The organism is Pseudomonas mosselii, assembly GCF_019823065.1.
In the GTDB taxonomy this organism is placed as follows: domain Bacteria; phylum Pseudomonadota; class Gammaproteobacteria; order Pseudomonadales; family Pseudomonadaceae; genus Aquipseudomonas; species Aquipseudomonas mosselii.
On record NZ_CP081966.1, the window covers coordinates 3806234 to 3822052 of the forward strand.

A 15819-nucleotide genomic window follows, 5' to 3' on the forward strand; every position below is an offset into this window, starting at 1 on the left:
AGTGATCGTCGCGCTCGCTTGTGCCGCCTTGCTAGAGGGCGGGCGGCCTTTCCACTCCCCGTTGAGCCAGTAGCGGCGTTCCAAGCTGTGGTTGGCCGTCGGCGCATGGCTCGGCTTCTTGGTCGTGCATCTGGCCTTCCAGCACTCCAATCTGGGATACCGGGTCGGGCCGTTGGGATTGTTGATCGGGGTGGCTGAAGCCCATCGCTGGCATCACAAGCGTGAGCACGAAGACGCCCAAGTCAACTACGGCGATTTCTGGATGCCCGGGGGCCACTTGTTCAGCGCTTTCCGGTCGCAAAAGCACACGCTGGGCGCCAAAGAGTGACACTCAAGAAAGATGGACTTTCCAATGGACTACGGCCCGCAGCTTGTCTATCCCTTCCGGAGCCGGCCAGCAGCGGCAAACGCTTGCGCTGCTGGCTATACGATCTTGCCCACGTCGCATTCTTGCGCGAGTCGGGCCTTGCGGCTTCTTGCGAAGCGATCGCGAGTTGCGTGGCGTGCCCATGAGTCGGGCCGCGTCGTGGCGCACTGCTACCTTGGCCTGCACCTGCACCTGCGCAGCCACGCCGCGATGCTCGGTCTGGCCTGGAGAACCCGTAAGGTGGCGGAGATTGCGGCGCGCAGGTCGTCCGGCTCGCGCTGGCTCCTGTGGGCCACGCCCTCGGTCGCACGCCGTCTCAAAACGTCAGAATCGCGCGCTTTCGCATGATGGAGCGCGGCACGTGGCTCTCAGAACTGGACCCGATCACTTCCAGCACCGATGACACGCTCGAGCTTCAGGCGGGCTCGGCCAAGCTGTTGAGAATGCCGCACTCGCGCGAGGTTCGGGCGCTATCGCAGGAGCGTCGCAGATCCATTAACTCGCGCTCCAAGGCGCGCAATTCCTTCATCTTGGTCCGCACTTGCGCGATATGAGCGTCGACCAGCGCGTTCACCTCGCCGCAGCCCAACTCTGGCCGATCCCGTAAGTTCAGCAGTTGACGGATCTCATCCAGCGTCATGTCCTTCGCCCGGCAGCGGCGGATGAACAGCAAGCGCTGCAAATGGACTTCGTCATAGAGCCTGAAGTTGCCCTCGCTACGTGCAGGCTCGGGCAGCAAGCCTTCTGACTCGTAAAAGCGCACGGTCTGCACCAAGCAATCTGCCTTCTTGCCCAGTTCACCGATCCGCATCATGGTTGCTTCCTATAAAAAACTTGACTCTATATCTACTAGAGGTTTTCTAATGATGGCATCCGGGGAAAACCTTGTCAATGAAGAGCGATCTATGAACAAAGAACCTTCCAGCCCATGCGCCTGCTCCGGCGGCAATGGCCAACAGACGGCGTGCGCCAGTGAGCAGGCCAGCACTGAAACCACCGTTTTCCACGTGAGCAACATGGATTGCCGCAATGAGGAAGCACTGGTGCGGCGAACGCTGGAGGGCATGCCCGGTGTCGAGCGGCTCCTGTTCGATCTTCCGCAGCGTTTGTTGACCATTTCGCACCGCGAAGTCTCGGCCGATGCCTTGGAGCAAGCGCTGAATTCGGTGGGCATGAAGGCTCAGGCTGTCCGAGACGCCGCCGTGTCGACCACCTACCGCATCGAGAACATGGACTGCCCGAGCGAGGAGAAACTCATCCGCTCGCACCTCGGGGCAGTCGAGGGAATTCAGGACCTCGACTTCGACCTCGCTGAGCGCACCCTGTCGGTGAAACACCTCGCTCAGGCACGCGCGCAGATGGAGCAGGTCCTGGCCTCGATCGGCATGCGCGCCAAGGAGCAGACCTTCGGCCACACGGGGCCGATCGAAGCCGCGGCTGTGATCCCATCCTCGGCCCTGCAGCAGCAACCAACCGCTGCCGTTTCCGCGCCGCCGATCGGCGAGCGGGTGACGTACCGGATCGAGAACATGGATTGCCCGACGGAAGAAGCGCTGATCCGCGACCGGCTGGGCAAGCTGCCGGGTGTGACCGCGCTCGACTTCAATCTGATGCAGCGTGTGCTGGGAGTCCAGCACACGCTGGCGACCTCAGCGCCGATCGAGAAGGCGCTTGCTTCCATTGGAATGCAGGCTGCGCGGCAGGACATGCAGACAGCCACCACGGTACTTCGCATCGCGAAGATGGACTGTCCGACCGAGGAAAGTCTGATCCGCGGCAAGCTGCAAGGCATGCCGGGCGTGCAGGGAATGGATTTCAACCTGATGCAGCGCACGCTCACGGTTCGGCACACACCCGACGCGATCAAGCCGGCAGTCGAAGCCATCGAATCGCTGGGCATGGAAGCCGAGGTCCAGAGGACTGATGAGCCGCGCGATGCCCCGGTGGCCGCGCACAAGACCAATTGGTGGCCGATGGCGGTTTCGGGCGTTGCGGCGGTGGCCGCCGAAGGCGTGTACTGGGTCAACGACGGCAATCATTGGGCCGTGATCGTGCTGGCACTGGTTTCGATCTTCACCGGCGGCCTCAGCACCTACAAGAAGGGCTGGATCGCGCTGAAGAACCTCAACCTGAACATGAACGCCCTGATGGCCATCGCGGTCACCGGCGGCATGGCGATCGGCCACTGGCCGGAGGCCGCCATGGTCATGTTCCTGTTCGCGTTGGCGGAAGTGATCGAGGCGAAGTCGCTGGACCGCGCCCGCAACGCCATTCGGGGGCTGATGGACTTGGCGCCCGAGACCGCGACCGTGCGGCAGGCCGATGGCTCATGGACAGAGCTGCCGGCCAAGGAGGTCGCAAAGGGCGCGGTGGTCCGCGTGCGTCCTGGCGAGCGCATCGCACTGGACGGCCTGATCACCTCGGGTCGATCGGCCATCAACCAGGCGCCCATCACCGGCGAGAGCCTGCCCGTCGAGAAGGCCGAAGGTGACCAGGTCTTCGCCGGAACCATCAATGAGACCGGCTCTTTCGAATACAAGGTGACCGCAGGCGCCAGCGACTCGACGCTCGCGCGCATCATCCATGCCGTGGAGTCCGCGCAGGGCAGCCGTGCGCCCACGCAGCGCTTCGTCGACCAGTTCGCCCGCGTCTACACGCCGGCGGTGTTCGCGGTGTCCGTGCTGGTTGCCGTCGTGCCGCCGCTCGCCTTCGGCGGCGCATGGTTTGACTGGGTCTACAAGGCCCTGGTACTGCTGGTGATCGCCTGCCCCTGCGCTCTGGTCATCTCCACGCCGGTCACCATCGTCAGCGGCTTGGCCGCTGCCGCCCGACGCGGCATCCTGATCAAGGGTGGCGTCTACCTGGAGGGCGGGCGCAAGCTCAAGGCGTTGGCCCTGGACAAGACCGGCACACTCACACATGGCAAGCCCGAGCAGACCGACTTCGTGCCGCTGATCGGCGAGGCGCAGGAAGTTGCCGCCTGGGCCGCAAGCCTCGCGGCACGCTCGGACCATCCTGTGTCTCAGGCCATCGCCCGCAAGGCGAACCGTGACGGCATCGCGCTGCACGAGGTCGACGACTTCGCGGCGCTGCCTGGCCGCGGCGTGCGCGGCCGCGTCGCCGGGCGCATGTTGCACATGGGCAACCACAGGCTCGCCCAGGAGCTGGGCCTGAGCGAAGCGACGCTCCAGGCTCGGCTGGAGACCCTGGAGCGCCAAGGCAAGACAGCGATCCTGCTGATGGACGATGCGACCGTGCTCGGCATTTTTGCAGTGGCCGACACCGTGAAGGAAACCAGCCGTGAGGCGGTGGCCGACCTGCAGGCGCTGGGTGTGCGCACGCTGATGCTGACGGGGGACAACCAGCACACGGCCGCGGCCATCGCTGCCCAGGTCGGAATCTCTGAAGCCCGTGGTGACCAACTGCCCGAAGACAAGCTCAAGACCATCGAAAGCCTGGTCGGCGGCGAGGGCCAGGTGGGCATGGTGGGCGACGGCATCAACGATTCGCCCGCGCTCGCCCGTGCCGACATCGGCTTCGCCATGGGCGCGGCCGGCACCGACACCGCGATCGAAACAGCCGACGTCGCCCTGATGGACGACGACCTGCGCAAGATCCCCGCCTTCATCCGGCTGTCGCGTAGCACTGCGGCGATCCTCACGCAGAACATCGTTCTGGCCCTTGGCATCAAGGCGGTGTTCCTTGCGTTGACGTTCACAGGGCATGCCACCATGTGGATGGCTGTGTTCGCTGACATGGGGGCAAGTCTTTTGGTTGTCGTCAATGGGCTGCGCCTCCTGAAGTTCAAGGCGGCATGAACAATGGATGAACCATCTCTTCGCAAGACGCAGTGGTACTCACTCGCGATCGTTATATTCGCCGGCGATCAGGCAGCTAAGAGCTACATTGACGCGACAACTCCCTTGGGTTGGTCGCACGAGGTGGCGTCATTCTTCAACCTAGTTCACGCTCTCAATCCCGGCGCGGCGTTCAGCTTCCTTGCTGGCGCGGGCGGCTGGCAGCGGTGGTTTTTTCTGGCGATCGCGTTCGCAATATCGGCATGGCTCGCATGGCTGCTCTCCCGGCCGCTGCGCAAAACGGAAGGCCTTTCGTACAGCCTCATTCTGGGCGGCGCATTGGGCAACGCGTTCGACCGCGCCACGCGCGGGCACGTTATCGACTACATCGACTTTCACCTGCACGGCTGGCACTGGCCCGCCTTCAACATCGCTGACATGGCCATCGTGGGCGGGGCGATCGCGCTGGTGGCCCAGTCGTTCATGAGCGTGGAGAACCCGGCCGCCACAAAGGAGTCCCAGTGACATTGGGACGATCCGGAAATTCGCAATGCACACGGTGCAGGACACCAATCTGAAGAGAACGGCCCCCAGCATGAGCGGCCGCGGCTTGGCCCTCATGCTAGCGCCCACCGCCGCTTTTGCTGCAACGCCCTGTTGCGATGGCGGCGATTGCTGCAACGACGTCGCAATGCCTTGCTGTGAATAAACAGCACGCAAGCCAGTTGACCTGGCAATTATGAAAGTCCATCACGGCGATGCTGGCCTTTTTCGTTCCAATGAGCCGTCACGGAGAGGTGATGATGAAGCTATGCCGGGATCCTGCAAGCTTTAGGACGGTCTTCTTTACCGCATAGCGATATGCTGATGTCACCCGTTCGCCTCGCCTGGCAAGTACAAGTAGTTCGTCGCGGTTTTCTGGCCGTGTCCGCCCGCTTCGCTGGCCCTTTTGCCCCAAACAAGCGCAATCATGCCTGCGTTACCACCAAAGTTCGCCCCCGCCAGTTGCTGTTCCTAAAGGGCATCAAGCTCAACGCCATCGCCGACCGGCCAGCGTATTTCGCATCGCTGCGTGCCCGTCGGGGCCAGCCCATCGTCATCCTCGCAGAGCTGGGACCGGACGAGGCATTCGCCCTGTGGAAGCAGCATGTACTGGGCGACAGGCCTCGCTGACCCAGTTTCGCCTCATCCTCCTGACAGCCCCGCACTTATTGCGGGGCTTTCTTTTTTCCGCGTTCGCCAATCGGGGCTGTTGCAAATGCCGATTTCCGGCTGACGCGGCTCGCCTCGCGCATGAAGCTGCCCGCATGTGTCGCTGATTCGTCAGCACCATGCCAGCAGCCAGAGTTTCCAGGCTGCCGCGGATTCTTTCCGCGCTACCCGCCAGTCCGCCATCGCATCGAGTCTGCGGACGCGCGTCACCCGTGACGCCGATGCTTTTTTCTCAACCGCGTGCGGGAGCTGCCATCCCGTGAGGGACGAGGCCCCGCTTTTTCCAAGGAGCCCGTCCATGTCCCAGCAAGCCTCTTTCGGCCAGTTGGCCTTGATCCATTGCGGCAAGTTCCTGCCGCTCGAAATCCTGCATAGCGCCGCCGGCCACTACATCGGCACGCGCGATACAGAAGGTCCCGTTTCGCGGGAATCCTGCCAGTACTTCCGCAGCTATGCCGCGGCTCAACGTGCCCTCGAAAGAGGCGGCTGGTCCCAGCTCGCCACACCCTGATCCAACTGGAGGAACCACGTCATGAACCAGCTTTTGCCCCAGGAAGTCGTCGATCAGATCATGCGGGAAGAGCAGCATTTCGCCGCCGCGCCCCAAGCCTTCTTCGAGGTCTGGAAGCGCGGCGTCGAGATCGCAGGCCCGCAATGGTTTGGCGACGGCACGCGCGAAGGCCTGAACCAGGCAAAGAGCAAGTGGGATCTGCGTCCCGACATGCTGCGTGCCAACGACGCACTCGGCGTCCTGAGCAGCGGGGAACGCATGTTCCTGTCCGCCATGTTCAGCTTCTACAACGCGCGCGAGGGCGGTGCCATGCTCAAGCGCTGCCACTTCCAAGGACTGTCGGACTTCGATGGTCTCGATCTGCAACGTCGCCAGGTGATCGCCGACCTGCTGCTGAACTACAGCGGTTGGTGAGCCGGTCCCTGGCACACCTTCATCACTGCGTTCACGGGACCCCATGAGGGACATGCGCCTCGTTCGAGGCCATGTCCCTCGCGTTTTCTCCCCGCCCAGCGCCATCCGGCATCAGGCGGTTTCCCCTGCGGATGCCATCGTCCGCAAGGGCTGGCTCCGTTCATTCATCGAAAGGAGCCTTCATGGCCAACAACTACTACGAAGCCACCGGCGTTCTCGTGCTCGACCGTGTGACGCCCGTCATCCAGGCGCTGTTCGGCGCCTTCGCGCTGGACGAGAGCCACCCCGGCAACGGGCAGGCCTACATCGCCCAGATCGCCGAGACCACCAATCCGCAATGGCCGGACGTGCTCGATGGCCTGGAAGACCTGGCCACGCAACTCGGTATTCCGATGCCGGACGACGAAGGGCTGTCGATCCCGCCGCTGCTCGAACTGCTCGCCGTGCACTTCCGTGCCGATGAGGACGAAGAGCTGGGGAACTTGATCGACCGTCATTCGTTCGAGGACACCGCCGATCTCGACGCATTGTTTCTGATCGCCACCCGGTTCGATGACGGGCACCACCTGACCGCCATCCAGTTCGAGGGCTGCTGGTACTGCAGCAAGCCGCGGCTGTTCGAGTTCGGCGGCAACGGCTGCTACCTGAGCCGCGAGGTCCGCTTCATCAGCTCCTCCTCCCAGGCCCTCCAGCTCGGCGACCAATTGCGCAAGACCATTGTGGCCGCCGACATCGAAGAGGCTTCGGCCCTGATCGCGCTGGAGACCATCAATCTGCTGGCGGGCGTCAGCGACGAGCCATTCCGCATGAATTTGCGCCGGCGCGTCGCCGAGCGATTGGCCCAAACGCCAACGATCAGCGTCACCTGACGCTGTTTCCTTTCTTTCCACCCACCGGGGTCAATTCCCGGTGGCGGGGATTTGCTCCATCATTATTCTGTTGGAGAAATCCCATGTCCCAGAATCCCAATCCCTTTCTACGCGGCTACTGGAATCTGAAAATCGTCCGCACGCTGTCCATCAGCTACGAGGACGGAAGCCCGCATGTTTGGCGAAACATCCACCCGAGCCAGCAGCACCTCTGCGACGCGGCGCTGGTTTCTTCTCCTTGCATCATCACCAGCGACTTCGCGGTGGTCAGGACTGGCACCGAACCTGTCGGCGCCGCACTGATCGCCGAATGCGACGCGGCTGAAGGGGGCAGCGGCGAAGGCATGGTGGGTGCCGTGGTGTACGCGATCCACGGCGACGACTTCGACGGCCGCCCCGTCCACATTGGCGACACCTATTCGGCCGAGGCCGCACGGGAAGTCGTGCAGCGGTTGAGCTTCGAGACCGGCTACTACAGCCGGTGCTGGGAAATCAGCAGCGCGCACATCAGCCGCGAAACCGGCCAGTACCTGGCCAACCTGGCTGACCTCGCGACGCCGGAGGCCTTTTTGTTCATCGCGTTCCGGATTCCCTACAGCCCGGCGATCGGCGTCAAGCTGATCTCCACGCCCTGGACGGACCAGCACCTGCAGGACGTCGAGGGGATCGCCGCCGAGCAGCTTCGGCAGGAGCACCGCAGCAAGGGCATGCCGGACGAGCTGGCACAGATCCTTGAACTGGCCGGCCAGGCCGACGTGCGCATCCTCATCCTCGATGCCGACGCACCCGTGTTGCCGGGCCTATCGCTGGCCGGCGAATAGCTGCCACACACATCCCCGGCCTTCCTTGTCCTCACCGCATGCCGGCCCGGTCTCCCGCCAGAGAGCCGGGCCGGCGCACTTTCACAGGAGCGATCCCATGTTCCCCGACCTCATCACACCCGCATCCGACTTCGAGCACCAACTCGGAGCCTGCGTCAACGCCATGAGCCAGGAAGATGCCATCGGCCAGATCCTGGTATTCGAGCGCATGAGCGGCACGCTGCACATGCGCCATATCGCCAGCGCCGACCTGGTGGACACCGACGTGGACGACTACGAAATGGTCGTCTTCGACGGTGGCAACACAAGCGGCGACACGTGGAAACACGTGTTCTTTCCGCGTCAGCGCGAGCACTACTTCGTGTACCAAGCCTGATTCCTCCAGCCCCTTTCGAGGGGCTTTTTCTTGCCCGCAGCACAGGAAAACGGTTGTGGTGCGGTGCCGTTTCCTGCGGGCAGGCAGACCGCCCCAGGGCCATGCTTGCCCCATGTTCGTCGGCGTTGCCGGCACATGCCCAGGCAGTCGAGACCTTCGAGGCTGCAAGCGCGGGAAACCGTGCTGGTCGTTTCTTCCTACGGACCTACCGCGTCCATCCACGCCACCCACAAGGGACCTCTCCCTTGCGGGCGGGGAATCCCTTGTTTTTCCTCAAGGAGTTTCCCCATGGATCGTTCCCTCATCAAATCCATGATGCCTTCGCTGGTCGCAGGCCATGTGCCCCGCAACGTGCGGTCGTTCAAGTACCGCGTGTTCGATGATCAGCCGCTGTCCTCAACGCTGGGCTTCGCCATCGACCCCCAACCCTTCGACGGCAAGGTGGTCGCCGCGACCGACGATGCCATCGTCGTCAAGCTCAAGCCTTCCGAGTTCGCGGTGCTCGATCCCAGCCTGGTGACCACGGTTCCTGCCGAAGGCGCCAAGGTGCATGTCCAACCCTATGCCCGTCGTCGCTTCGACGGACTGCGCGCGGACACGCCGGAGGTCATCACCGAGGAGACTTCGGACGGCACGCCGTACACCATCACGAGGCACATCCTCGGCTCGGCGCCGGCCAAGCTGCCCATTCCCACGCCGCAGTGCATGGAGTTGGGCCAGCTCATCGAGCAGTTGGAGGAGATGCCGGCCCCCGATCGCTTCCGGCGCATCACCCACATGCTGGTGGATGCCGGTGCCCGCGACTTCACCTGGGTCGATCCCACGCCCTCCAAGATCATCGAGACCCCGCCGGCGATCAGCTTCACGGTCTCGACCGCGAAGTTCGAGGGCCGGGTGACGATCCTCTACGACCGCGGCGGAGACACCTACGTGGTGGAACTGCACCGTCAGAACGGTGAATCGGTCGAACTGGTCGATCGGCACGACGAGGTGTATTTCGACATGCTCGGCGAAGTGCTGGAGAGGCTCATCGACGACGGGCGCTGGCGCCAGATCGACGTGAGCATCCTCGACGCGAAAGCGGCCCGCAAGCGCCAGGCCGTCCCGGCATGACGCCCCGCAGCGAAACCGGGCGGTCCTGCGGCTGACCCGAGGCATCCGCCACGGCGTTCCAGCCGTTCCGGCCGCGTGCACTACAGGCCCTTCATCCCATCGGATGGAGGCCTTTCTCATTCTTCCACACAGGAGATTTCATCCATGTCACTGCGATTCAAAGGCGCTGACCTGCGCCCCGTGCTGACCGAAGCCATCGCCAATCAGGGGTCGTCTCAGAAAACGGAAAAAAATCGTACGCTAAGAGCCGAAGTGGGCCCTTTAGCAGCAATGCAAAGCTGCGATCAACGGGCAGGAAACATTGCCATGGTGCGCGTTGCACTCTCTCACTAGCGTCGACAGGGCCTCTTCCATCCGCGTGAGGTCCGCCATGCGTGCGCGCACATCGGCCAGCCGGTGAGCAGCCAGTTCGGCCGCCTCGCTGCAATGGGTGCCGTCCTCCAGTTTCAGGAGCTGGCCGACTTCATCCAGGCTGAATCCCAGGCGCTGGGCTGACTTCACGAACTTCACCCGCGCCACGTCCGCCTGCCCGTAGCGGCGGATGCGACCGTAGGGCCGCTCCGGCTGGGGTAGCAAGCCCTTGAGCTGATAGAAGCGGATCGTCTCCACGTTGACCCGGGCTGCCTTGGCGAAGGCCCCGATGGTCAGATTCTCTTGAGCGTTCTCCATGGCGCTTGACTCCGTAGTTGACTACGGAAGTAACGTTACAGCATCAAGCGAAGTCCCGGAAGGAGAACCTTATGTCGGAACCCAAGAACGGCTGCGGCGCACTGGCGACCGGCGGCGTCGCGGCCGTCCTCGCCTCGGCCTGCTGCCTCGGCCCCCTTGTCCTGGTCGCGCTCGGCTTCTCTGGCGCGTGGATCGGCAACCTGACCGTGCTGGAGCCGTATCGGCCGATCTTCATCGGCGCAGCGCTCATCGCGCTGTTCTTCGCCTGGCGCAGCATCTTCCGACCAGCCCATGCCTGCAAGCCCGGCGACGTTTGCGCCGTGCCCCAAGTGCGGACTGCCTACAAGGTGATCTTCTGGATCGTGGCCGCCCTGGTTCTGGTTGCCCTCGCGTTTCCCTACGTCCTGCCGCTGTTCTACTGAAAGGAGATCACCATGAAGAAACTCACCACCCTCACCACCCTCATCGCCCTGGCCGCCGCTCTAAGCGCGCCCGCCTGGGCTGCCACCAAGACCGTCACCCTGTCGGTGCCCGGCATGACCTGCGCCGCGTGCCCGATCACGGTCAAGACGGCTCTGTCCAAGGTCGCCGGCGTCGAGAAGGCCGAAGTCAGCTTCGAGAAGCGGGAGGCCGTCGTCACCTTCGACGAGGCCAAGACCAATGCCGACGCCTTGACCAAGGCCACCGCAAACGCGGGTTACCCGTCCAGCGTCAAGCAGTGAGGGCGTAATCATGGCCGAGGCGATCACCCTCCACATCGAAGGCATGACCTGCACGTCGTGCGCCGAGCACGTCCAGCAGGCTTTGACGAACGTGCCCGGCGTGCGCGCGGCCTCGGTGTCCTATCCGCAGCGGCAGGCCGAAATCGAGGCGGATGCAGGCGTGAGCGTGGCCCCGCTGGTTGCCGCAGTGGCCACGCTCGGCTATCGCGCACGGCTTACCGACACGCCGAACAAGCCTGCCGGCCTGCTAGACAAGGCGCTGGGCTGGCTCGGTGGCGAAACGAAGCATGTTGGCGGTGAACAAGCGCTGCACGTGGCTGTGATAGGCAGCGGCGGCGCGGCGATGGCGGCTGCCTTGAAGGCCGTGGAGCAAGGCGCCCGCGTCACGCTGATCGAGCGCGGCACCATCGGCGGCACCTGCGTCAATGTCGGCTGCGTGCCGTCCAAGATCATGATCCGCGCCGCGCACATCGTCCACCTGCGCCGCGAAAGCCCGTTCGATGCTGGCCTGCCGGCCGCAGCGCCCGCTGTACTGCGCGAGCGGCTGCTGGCCCAGCAACAAGGCCGCGTCGAGGAGCTGCGCCATGCCAAGTACGAAGGCATCCTGGCAAGCACTCCGGCCATCACCGTGCTGCGCGGCGAGGCCCGGTTCAGGGACACGCGCACGCTGACCGTGGCGACCGCTGACGGCGGCACGCACGAGGTGAACTTCGACCGCTGCCTGATTGCCACCGGCGCGAGCCCGGCGCTTCCGCCAATCCCGGGCCTTGCGGACACACCCCACTGGACCTCCACCGAGGCGCTGGAAAGCAGCTCGCTCCCCGAGCGGCTGGCCGTGATTGGTTCCTCCGTGGTGGCGGTCGAGTTGGCGCAAGCCTTCGCCCGGCTGGGCAGCCAGGTCACGATCCTGGCGCGCAGCACGCTGTTCTTCCGAGAAGACCCGGCCATCGGGGAAGCCGTAACAGACGCCTTCCGCGCCGAGGGCATCGAGGTGCTGGACCACACCCAGGCGAGCCACGTTGCCTATGCGGGCGGGGAATTCGTGCTCACCACCGGGCAGGGGGAAGTGCGCGCCGACAAGCTGCTGGTCGCCACCGGTCGCGCGCCGAACACGCGCAGCCTGAACCTTGAAGCGGCAGGCGTCGAAGTCAATGCGCAGGGAGCCATCGTCATCGACCGCGCCATGCGCACGAGCGCACCGCACATCTTTGCTGCCGGCGACTGCACCGACCAGCCGCAGTTCGTCTATGTGGCGGCGGCGGCCGGCACGCGCGCCGCGATCAACATGACCGGCGGCGACGCGGCGCTGGACCTGACGGCGATGCCGGCGGTGGTGTTCACCGATCCGCAGGTGGCGACCGTGGGCTACAGCGAGGCGGAAGCGCACCACGACGGCATCGAGACCGACAGCCGGCTGCTGACGCTCGACAACGTGCCGAGGGCGCTCGCCAACTTCGACACGCGCGGCTTCATCAAGCTGGTGGCGGAAGCTGGCTCAGGGCGGCTGATCGGCGTACAGGCGGTCGCGCCGGAAGCGGGCGAACTGATCCAGACGGCCGCGCTGGCGATCCGCCACCGGATGACCGTGCAGGAGCTGGCCGACCAGTTGTTCCCCTACCTGACCATGGTCGAGGGACTGAAGCTCGCGGCGCAGACCTTCAACAAGGACGTGAAGCAACTGTCCTGTTGCGCCGGATGAGGAAAAGGGAGGTGTTCGATGAACGCCTACAGCCGCGCCAACCGCCGCATCTACGCGGCCTTGTCCGATCCCCTGTCGGCCACCCACCGGCACCGCCTCGACGATCTGCTCAAGCGCCACGACAACGGCAAGACGACCTGGCTGGCCTGGCTGCGCCAGTCGCCCGTCAAGCCGAACTCGCGCCACATACTCGAACACATCGAGCGCCTCAAAGCCTGGCAGGCGCTCGACCTGCCTTCCGGCATCGAGCGGTCGGTGCACCAGAACCGCCTGCTCAAGATCGCCCGCGAAGGCGGCCAGATGACGCCCGCCGATCTGGCCAAGTTCGAGGCACAGCGCCGCTACGCGACCCTGGTGCGCTCGCCATCGAGGGCATGGCCACCGTCACCGACGAAATCATCGACCTGCACGACCGCATCCTGGGCAAGCTGTTCAACGCTGCCAAGCACAAGCATCAGCAGCAGTTCCAGGCGTCCGGCAAGGCGATCAACGCCAAGGTGCGGCTGGCCACCTCGATCAAGCAGGGCACGGTGACGGCCTCGCTGATGCTCAGGAAACTCGGCAGCTACCCGCGCCAGAACGGCCTGGCCGTGGCGCTGCGCGAGCTGGGCCGCATCGAGCGAACGCTGTTCATCCTGGACTGGCTGCAAAGCGTCGAGCTGCGCCGCCGCGTGCATGCCGGACTGAACAAGGGCGAAGCCCGCAACGCGCTAGCCCGCGCCGTGTTCTTCAACCGGCTGGGCGAAATCCGCGACCGCAGTTTCGAGCAGCAGCGCTACCGGGCCAGCGGCCTCAACCTGGTGACGGCGGCCATAGTGTTGTGGAACACGGTCTATCTGGAACGGGCCTCAAACGCCTTACGCGGTCACGGCCAGACTGTCGATGACGCCCTGTTGCAGTACCTGTCGCCGCTGGGCTGGGAGCACATCAACCTGACCGGCGATTACCTCTGGCGCAGCAGCGCCAAGATCGGCGCGGGCAAGTTCAGGCCGCTACGACCGCTGCAACCGGCTTAGCGTACGATTTTTTCCGTTTTCTGAGACGTCCCCAATCAGTGCCGCATTGTCCTGGTCAAGGATCAGGGCGTGTACTTCCTCGCCGAGCGTGGGGAGCGTCGCCCGGATGGGCGCCAGGCACTGCTCGCCTACGCCGTCGGATGCAACCCGGACACCGACCCGTTCGATGACTGGTGGCACCTCGCCGGCCGCGAGCTGGGCGGCGATGACTTCGCGGAGTATTTCGACCCGAAGGACGGCCTGTTCACGCGCCTCCAGCACTCGGCGGACGATCTCGTGCTTTCCGCCACCGCCACGCACCTGTCCTTAGCAGTGGTGCCTCCCGCCTGACGCGGCAACCGCCTCGCAGCCCCCGCATCGGGGGCCTTCTTTTGTTCGCACCGCCGCCATCGCCGCGCGTGCGCGTTTGTCTCCAGCCGCCGAGGCACGCCCCGCCGGCCACAACGCCGGCATGCCACCGGAGACAACCGCATGAACACGCCATCGACCTCGCCGAGGCTGCACCTCCTACCGGTGTCGCTGCGCACGGCCAATGCATTCGTTCTGTCGCACCATCGCCACCACCGCCCGGTCCAGGGCGCGAAGTTCGCCCTGGCCGTCACGCTGAGCGACAGCGACCTGATCCACGGCGTGGCCATTGTCGGCCGCCCGGTCGCGCGGCACCTGGACGCTGGAAGTCACGCGGCTGTGCACCGACGGCACACCCAGCGCCTGCAGCAAGCTCTACGGCGCGGCCTGGCAGGCGGCAAGGGCGCTGGGCTACATACGCCTGCTCACCTACACCATGCCCGACGAAGGTGGCGCCAGCCTGCGCGCCGCCGGCTGGCGGCTGATCGGCGCGCGCGGTGGCGGCGCCTGGAGCCGTCCCGGCCGTCCGCGCGCCGATACCCCCGAGCACCTGCGCGGCGCCAAGTGCCTGTGACAGGCGCCGGGTGGCGCGGACAAAGGGAAGCGCCCGGGTGCCGATTGATTGCTGCCGCGCGCGCGAGGCCCCGCCATGCTGGCCCCATGCCTGCTGACGTCGTCAGCGACATGCCAGGCAACCATCGGTCTTCGAGGTTGCGGCGCAGTTCCCACTGCGTGACCGAGCCAGCTCGCACCGCATCCTTCCGCGAGCGGCCACCAGCCTCTGGTGGCGGATGCTTTCGCCTTATCAACCCACCGCGGGGTCACGCACCTTCCCCGCATGCGTGGGCCGGTGTGTCTCCGCTTCATCCCAATGGAGATTCACCATGAACACCACGTCCAACGAGAAATCGTATTTCGACCTCCACACCTCGGGCATCGGCTACATCCAGCGTGTCCGTGAAGTGCCCGTCCGGGGCGGCCGCCGTGCGCAGCCTTTCCTGGCATGCACCATCGCCGCGCTGGTCGGCCCCGCCCGGGACCCCAGCTACCGCTACTTCGACGTCAAGGTCTCGGGTGCCGAGGCCAAGAAGCTCGTTCAGCGCTACATCGGCGTTGACGATCCCAAGCAGCGCCCGCTGGTGCGCTTTCGCCTCGGTGACCTGTGGGGCGATGTGTACATCCGCGACAAGGGTGAGCAGAAGGGTCAGGCCGCCGCGTCCCTCAAGGCGCGACTGCTCAAGGCCGAACTGATCGACCGGGCCGAACTGGCTTCGATCGAGCAGCACGAGTTGATCACCCGCGGCATCGGCTATCTCAATCGTGTGAAGGACGTCACCCCAAAAGCTGGCGACTCGTTCCTCTCTTGCACCGTCGCGGCACTGGCCGGGCCTGTCGATGAACCGGAGTATCGGTACTTCGACACCATCGTCGCCACCCCGGAAGCCGAGCACCTGGTTCGCCGGTGCGTTCAGGCCGTCGAGGGTGACCGCAAGGTGCTGATCGCCTTCCGTCTGAACGACATGAAGATCGATCCGTACATCCGCACCAAGGGTGAGCACGCCGGGGAACCGGCCGCCAGCCTGGAATCGACGCTGGTCCACATCGGTCTCATCAAGATCGACGGCACCCAGGTCTATCCGACGAGCCAGGCGCAAGCCGAGGCGCCGCCGGCCGAAGACGCATCCGCGTCCGAAGCCGACGATGCCATCGACACGGCCACCGAGCCCGCCGAGCGCGAGCCCGAGGCGCAAGTCCAGGAGCAGGAGCCGGCATTGGCTGCTTCGTTCTGATCCGGCACGGCCTCTCACGGGGCCTTGTCGCTTTTCCTCCCCACGTACGCCGCGTCCCCAGGACGCGTGCTTGCGCATTTCATCCCCCGAGTTCC

The 15819-nt window shown here is 64.9% G+C and carries 19 protein-coding genes and 2 pseudogenes; 19 read left to right on the forward strand and 2 right to left on the reverse strand.

Going from position 1 to position 15819, the window contains the following annotated elements; all coding sequences use genetic code 11:
* Positions 1-118 precede the first annotated feature (118 nt).
* Positions 119-328 carry a hypothetical protein gene (locus K5H97_RS17555; protein WP_014747696.1) on the forward strand — a complete coding sequence of 70 codons (210 nt, stop codon included), beginning with the start codon at positions 119-121 and terminating at the stop codon, positions 326-328.
* 24 nt (positions 329-352) lie between these two features.
* Positions 353-715, forward strand: a complete 363-nt coding sequence (locus tag K5H97_RS30045; RefSeq protein ID WP_196495817.1) for a DUF3703 domain-containing protein — start codon at positions 353-355, stop codon at positions 713-715.
* Positions 716-782: 67 nt separating this feature from the next.
* Here K5H97_RS30045 and cadR read toward each other — a convergent pair whose 3' ends face one another.
* Complete coding sequence (gene cadR / locus K5H97_RS17565; protein ID WP_003098965.1) at positions 783-1181, reverse strand: Cd(II)/Pb(II)-responsive transcriptional regulator; 399 nt, start codon at positions 1179-1181, stop codon at positions 783-785.
* A 358-nt stretch (positions 1182-1539) separates the two neighbouring features.
* Between cadR and K5H97_RS17570 the strand changes: the two genes are divergently transcribed.
* The 9 genes from K5H97_RS17570 (at position 1540) to K5H97_RS17610 (ending at position 9480) form a co-directional block, all read left to right on the forward strand.
* Complete coding sequence (locus tag K5H97_RS17570) at positions 1540-4185, forward strand: heavy metal translocating P-type ATPase (protein ID WP_425311436.1); 2646 nt, start codon at positions 1540-1542, stop codon at positions 4183-4185.
* Between the two features lie 3 nt (positions 4186-4188).
* Positions 4189-4689, forward strand: coding sequence for a signal peptidase II (gene lspA, locus K5H97_RS17575; protein ID WP_003098955.1), 501 nt, complete (start codon positions 4189-4191; stop codon positions 4687-4689).
* Positions 4690-5169: 480 nt separating this feature from the next.
* The gene (locus tag K5H97_RS29740; protein WP_003098953.1) at positions 5170-5337 is read left to right on the forward strand and encodes a hypothetical protein; all 168 of its coding nucleotides are present in this window, start codon (positions 5170-5172) and stop codon (positions 5335-5337) included.
* 337 nt (positions 5338-5674) lie between these two features.
* Positions 5675-5887, forward strand: coding sequence for a hypothetical protein (locus K5H97_RS17585; RefSeq protein WP_003116833.1), 213 nt, complete (start codon positions 5675-5677; stop codon positions 5885-5887).
* Positions 5888-5908: 21 nt separating this feature from the next.
* A complete protein-coding gene (locus K5H97_RS17590) occupies positions 5909-6301 on the forward strand; it encodes a hypothetical protein (RefSeq protein ID WP_003116832.1) in 393 nt (130 codons plus the stop codon).
* A 182-nt stretch (positions 6302-6483) separates the two neighbouring features.
* Entirely contained in the window at positions 6484-7170 is a 687-nt protein-coding gene (locus tag K5H97_RS17595) for a hypothetical protein (protein ID WP_003116830.1), read from the forward strand.
* A gap of 83 nt (positions 7171-7253) precedes the next feature.
* On the forward strand, positions 7254-7991 hold the full coding sequence (locus tag K5H97_RS17600) for a DUF5983 family protein (protein ID WP_003116829.1): 738 nt from the start codon (positions 7254-7256) through the stop codon (positions 7989-7991).
* A 97-nt stretch (positions 7992-8088) separates the two neighbouring features.
* Complete coding sequence (locus tag K5H97_RS17605; RefSeq protein WP_003116828.1) at positions 8089-8367, forward strand: hypothetical protein; 279 nt, start codon at positions 8089-8091, stop codon at positions 8365-8367.
* Positions 8368-8655: 288 nt separating this feature from the next.
* Positions 8656-9480 carry a hypothetical protein gene (locus tag K5H97_RS17610; RefSeq protein ID WP_003098941.1) on the forward strand — a complete coding sequence of 275 codons (825 nt, stop codon included), beginning with the start codon at positions 8656-8658 and terminating at the stop codon, positions 9478-9480.
* A 261-nt stretch (positions 9481-9741) separates the two neighbouring features.
* Here the strand turns inward: K5H97_RS17610 and merR are convergent, their stop codons facing one another.
* Positions 9742-10149 (reverse strand): Hg(II)-responsive transcriptional regulator, encoded by a 408-nt coding sequence (merR, locus tag K5H97_RS17620; protein WP_003098939.1) that lies wholly within the window; start codon positions 10147-10149, stop codon positions 9742-9744.
* 71 nt (positions 10150-10220) lie between these two features.
* Between merR and merT the strand changes: the two genes are divergently transcribed.
* The 8 genes and pseudogenes from merT (at position 10221) to K5H97_RS17660 (ending at position 15724) form a co-directional block, all read left to right on the forward strand.
* Positions 10221-10571, forward strand: a complete 351-nt coding sequence (gene merT / locus K5H97_RS17625; protein ID WP_003116827.1) for a mercuric ion transporter MerT — start codon at positions 10221-10223, stop codon at positions 10569-10571.
* A gap of 12 nt (positions 10572-10583) precedes the next feature.
* Positions 10584-10871: a mercury resistance system periplasmic binding protein MerP gene (gene merP / locus K5H97_RS17630; protein ID WP_003116826.1), complete on the forward strand. Its 288-nt coding sequence runs from the start codon at positions 10584-10586 to the stop codon at positions 10869-10871.
* Positions 10872-10881: 10 nt separating this feature from the next.
* On the forward strand, positions 10882-12570 hold the full coding sequence (merA, locus tag K5H97_RS17635) for a mercury(II) reductase (RefSeq protein WP_003098932.1): 1689 nt from the start codon (positions 10882-10884) through the stop codon (positions 12568-12570).
* Between the two features lie 18 nt (positions 12571-12588).
* Positions 12589-13104, forward strand: coding sequence for a Tn3 family transposase (locus K5H97_RS30180; protein ID WP_003098931.1), 516 nt, complete (start codon positions 12589-12591; stop codon positions 13102-13104).
* Positions 13068-13586: pseudogene (locus tag K5H97_RS30185) on the forward strand (Tn3 family transposase); the annotation flags it as partial. The gene K5H97_RS30180 and the pseudogene K5H97_RS30185, both read left to right, overlap by 37 nt.
* 45 nt (positions 13587-13631) lie before the next feature.
* Positions 13632-13916, forward strand: a complete 285-nt coding sequence (locus K5H97_RS17645) for a DUF3085 domain-containing protein (RefSeq protein WP_031629745.1) — start codon at positions 13632-13634, stop codon at positions 13914-13916.
* Between the two features lie 141 nt (positions 13917-14057).
* A pseudogene (locus tag K5H97_RS30050) lies at positions 14058-14508 on the forward strand (XF1762 family protein).
* Between the two features lie 310 nt (positions 14509-14818).
* The gene (locus K5H97_RS17660; protein ID WP_003116825.1) at positions 14819-15724 is read left to right on the forward strand and encodes a DUF3577 domain-containing protein; all 906 of its coding nucleotides are present in this window, start codon (positions 14819-14821) and stop codon (positions 15722-15724) included.
* Positions 15725-15819: the final 95 nt, after the last annotated feature.